The sequence below is a fragment of the Phyllobacterium sp. genome (genome assembly GCF_037994405.1).
Lineage (GTDB): Bacteria > Pseudomonadota > Alphaproteobacteria > Rhizobiales > Rhizobiaceae > Phyllobacterium.
Genome location: NZ_JBBNAN010000177.1, coordinates 1 through 3,472 on the forward strand (window position 1 = coordinate 1; position 3,472 = coordinate 3,472).

The window sequence follows — 3,472 nt, forward strand, 5'->3', positions numbered from 1 at the left end:
AGCAAATTCAGGCAAGCATTCCAGTCACGGCGTTCCATTCCGCCATCGCTCTGATGCGGTGAATGCGGATGGCGATTGCTGAGTGTTTGGTGCTCGGCGGGACGAAAAGATTTCTGAGAGCGGAAAAGATGGCGATGAAACGCTGCAGGTTTGATGCACTTTGGAGAATACTGGGTTTCCCGATCCCGTCTCATCAACTGTTGCGCAACCACCCCATCTTGTAGGTCGGCAAGATCTTGCTCATCCCATTCCAACTGCACGTTACTACGGTAGCCGTTCCGCATTTGGATCCCAGACAGCATGGTCGCGCACTGCCTGTTGAAAGTATGTCTCTCAGCAACACATTTCGTGCGCGCGCGCTCAGGCCGGCCGCGCGTCGAGGATGCTAACGGGAGCAGCGGTTGTGATGACGCGCGCCGGACCGAAGCCCGCGGTCCTCAGGATGGCCTGAAACTCGGCCTCAGTGCGCTCCCGTCCGCCCGGCGTGTTCACCAACATCTCGAGATCGAGCAGATAAGCATCTTCCGCGCGCCCCTGCTCCGCTTTTTCGGGCATCACGCGTTCGGCGATCACCAAAGTCCCCGCAGATGTCATCGCCCTCCGGCAATTTGAGAGAATTGCGGCAGCGCGCGCGTCATCCCAGTCGTGGATTACGGCTCTAAGCACGTAGGCGTCTGCGCCGTCCGGCACGTCGTCGAAAAAACTGCCCGCAACGACCTCGCAGCGCTCCGCAACGCCGCTCGCCGCCAGGAGCGGCGGCGCAGCCGCGACGACATTGGGGAGATCGAACAGGACGCCCCGCGCTATCGGGTTAGCCACCAGAATGTCGGCAAGCAGGCGGCCCGTCCCGCCACCGATGTCAGCGACGCATCCAAACGATCCAAAGTCGTAAGCGGCCACGATCGGCGCCGACAAGGCGGCGCTGTACGAAGCCATGGCCTGATTGAACAGCTCGGATTCTTCAGTATTTTGCGCATTGCGCTCGAAAAGCGTCTTGCCGAAGGCGCGTTCAACTGCAGCCTGTCCGGTGCGCACGCATTCGAGAAGGTCGAGCCACAGCTGCCAGCGCATGTCCCCCGCTGTGAACAACACCCCGGCCCGCTGCGAACCAGCGATGTCCCGCCGCAGCAATTCGCCCGCCGGGTTGAGTCGGAAGCGATCAGGCGCCTCCTCTTCGAAGACCCCGAACGCTACGAGCGCCCTTAGGAGACGGCGCAAAGTCGCACCGTCGACGCCCGCCGCCGCCGCGATTTCGCCGCTGGCGAGGATATCGGCAACGCCGAGCTGAGCGGCAACGCTGAGTGCGCGCGACGCGCGCATTACCAACGAAAGGCGCCGCAACAACTGCGCCGGTGTCTGAGACTGGGCGCTCATATCCGCTCCGATTTTGCGCATGCGAACCTCCTAATAACCTACCAGCCATGATCTACCTGGACGAGTATTATCGGGGCGAGCCAGAGTGGAGAATGCGTGCCTGCCCCGGCGTTATTCCGAAGAATTCACGGAATGCTGCGCCGAATGCTGGTGTGCTGTCGAATCCGGCGATCATTGCGGCCTTCGCTGGGGACGTGCCCATGGTCAATGCACTCAATGCTTCTGTCAGACGCGACAGCTGCCGCCATTGACGGAAGCTAAGTCCTGTCTCGGTTCGAAACAATCGAGCCAATGTCCGGCTTGAAGCGTTAGCCACCTCGCTCCACTCCTCCAGACTTCGCCCATCGCGTGGACTATTCCGAAGGGCCGATACAACGCGCAGAAGGCGCGGATCTTGAGGCAAAGGCAGACCGAGCCGTAGCGGTGTCGATCTTGCAATCTCGTCGAGCGCCAGCTCCGCTAAATGGTATCCTCTCCCTGTCGGTTCCCAATTTACCGGTTCAGCGCAGGCAGCGATAATCACTTCGCGAAGCAAACCTGAGACCGCGATGACTTTTGATGTTTGGTTTACCCGTGTGGCCGCGTCCTCCCGGAGAAAGAGCTCGCGCATCGCCACAGGTCCATCCATCCGTACCGCGTGCTCCGCATCCGCGGGCAAAAATAGTGCTGTCGTGGGTGGAACCACATAACTTGAATCTGGTGTTTCCACTCGCATAACGCCCGAGATCGCATAGAGCAATTGCGCTCGTGGATGAGAGTGAAAGCCCGTTGAGAGGCCGGCTGGATAATCCTTAGCGAACCCAACGATCGGCCTCTGTGCTGTTTCGAACGGCAGAATTTCAGCTTGTCTTGTTGGCGACAGAAATTGGCAAGTTGTTCCCATTTTACAAGTATACAGTAGGGTGAGCATCTATCAAAGATGCTGTCCTCTAGAAGAAGTGGGGAAGTAACTATGAGCACAGGCCTTTTTCAGAAAATAGGATACGTAAAGTCTGATCAGTTGGTTGATGGACCGATTACGCCAGGCCAAAACCGGCGCAAAGCTTTGGAAGCAGGCAACTTGTGGGTCGGGGAATGCCATGTGACCGCGCTCAACGCTCCGAGCCAGTGGCATCATCATCAGGAATTCGACAGCGTGATGTACATGTTGTCAGGTCGCATCCGCGTGGACTTTGGGGAGTATGGCGAAGAATCCTTCGAAATCGGCAAGGGTGATTACGCCTTCTTTCCGCGTAGAGCCATCCATCGCTGCCAAATCCTTGAAGGTGGCAACGACGTCTACTATGTTTTCGTTCGCGTCGGCGAAGGCGAAACCGTCGTGAATGTCGATGGTCCGGGAACATTCGCCCCTGAGAAAAAACACTCCGATAGCGTATAGCGTTCGGAAGAACTCCTCTCTGGGCATTGTAAGGTTGACAGAAGCTCGGCGTAACAGGCGAGGGTCCCGGTTACGGTTTTCCATTCCACCATAGCGTGAAGCCGATGAATGTGGGTGCCGAAGGCGCTTGTGGCGGGACTGAACGAAAAGGATGCGTAGGGCAGAAAAGTTCGAGACAAACCGCTGCAGCCCCCAACTAAGGCCCTGCATCGACCGCTCCCGTTTTCGCAACCGTACATGCGAATTCTCTGCCCGGTTGTCGAGCCCTTTATACGAGCGGTGCTCGACGTTCGGCATGACCTGCGGGCGGGTTGCTCCATAGGATCGCAGATCCTTTGAGAAGGTGGAGAGCGACCTGCGCTAAAGGTGAGCTTGCTTGATTAACACCTCACTTGGTGAGGCCGAGCATGTCCGTTGCTCCTGAACGATCCAAAACGCCGACCGCTTCTCAATCCATACTGATCTTGGCGCAATTTTCGTCTCATTGGAATTGAGTCGCTCGAAATGGCTGATCACCTCGCTGTCGCCGGGTGGTGGCGAGATGATGTCGAAACATTCAGTGGTGGCAGGCGGTGTTGCGGGCATGCTGGAGCGGTTTGCCGAGCTCAACAGGAAAGCGCAGGCTCGGACCGGGAAATCTTTCCGATCATCATGATCCAGGGCGCCGGCCTCGACGGCTTCTGGATCCGTCGCGTGCTGCGGGCTGAGGGGGTCAAAATC

3 protein-coding genes and 3 pseudogenes are annotated in these 3,472 nt (G+C 58.1%); 2 read left to right on the forward strand and 4 right to left on the reverse strand.

The window, feature by feature from the left end:
- Nucleotides 1–7 precede the first annotated feature (7 nt).
- The 3 genes and pseudogenes from AAAC48_RS10425 to AAAC48_RS10435 all read right to left on the reverse strand — a co-directional run.
- Nucleotides 8–148, reverse strand: a pseudogene (locus tag AAAC48_RS10425) (IS6 family transposase); the annotation flags it as partial.
- 212 nt (nt 149–360) lie between these two features.
- Nucleotides 361–1,395: a methyltransferase gene (locus AAAC48_RS10430; protein WP_340654116.1), complete on the reverse strand. Its 1,035-nt coding sequence runs from the start codon at nt 1,393–1,395 to the stop codon at nt 361–363.
- Between the two features lie 46 nt (nt 1,396–1,441).
- On the reverse strand, nt 1,442–1,690 hold the full coding sequence (locus AAAC48_RS10435) for a helix-turn-helix domain-containing protein (RefSeq protein ID WP_340654117.1): 249 nt from the start codon (nt 1,688–1,690) through the stop codon (nt 1,442–1,444).
- Between the two features lie 765 nt (nt 1,691–2,455).
- Between AAAC48_RS10435 and AAAC48_RS10440 the strand changes: the two genes are divergently transcribed.
- Complete coding sequence (locus AAAC48_RS10440) at nt 2,456–2,752, forward strand: cupin domain-containing protein (RefSeq protein WP_340654118.1); 297 nt, start codon at nt 2,456–2,458, stop codon at nt 2,750–2,752.
- A gap of 56 nt (nt 2,753–2,808) precedes the next feature.
- On the opposite strand, the pseudogene AAAC48_RS10445 reads toward AAAC48_RS10440, so the two are convergent.
- A pseudogene (locus tag AAAC48_RS10445) lies at nt 2,809–3,082 on the reverse strand (IS6 family transposase); the annotation flags it as partial.
- A gap of 97 nt (nt 3,083–3,179) precedes the next feature.
- On the opposite strand from AAAC48_RS10445, the pseudogene AAAC48_RS10450 reads away from it, so the two are divergent.
- Nucleotides 3,180–3,472 (forward strand): annotated as a pseudogene (locus AAAC48_RS10450) (IS110 family transposase); the annotation flags it as partial.

What these genes read in the sequence shown, in the direction of transcription:
- AAAC48_RS10430 (WP_340654116.1), bottom strand. Translation starts at nt 1,395, where the DNA reads ATGCGCAAAATCGGAGCGGATATGAGCGCCCAGTCTCAGACACCGGCG.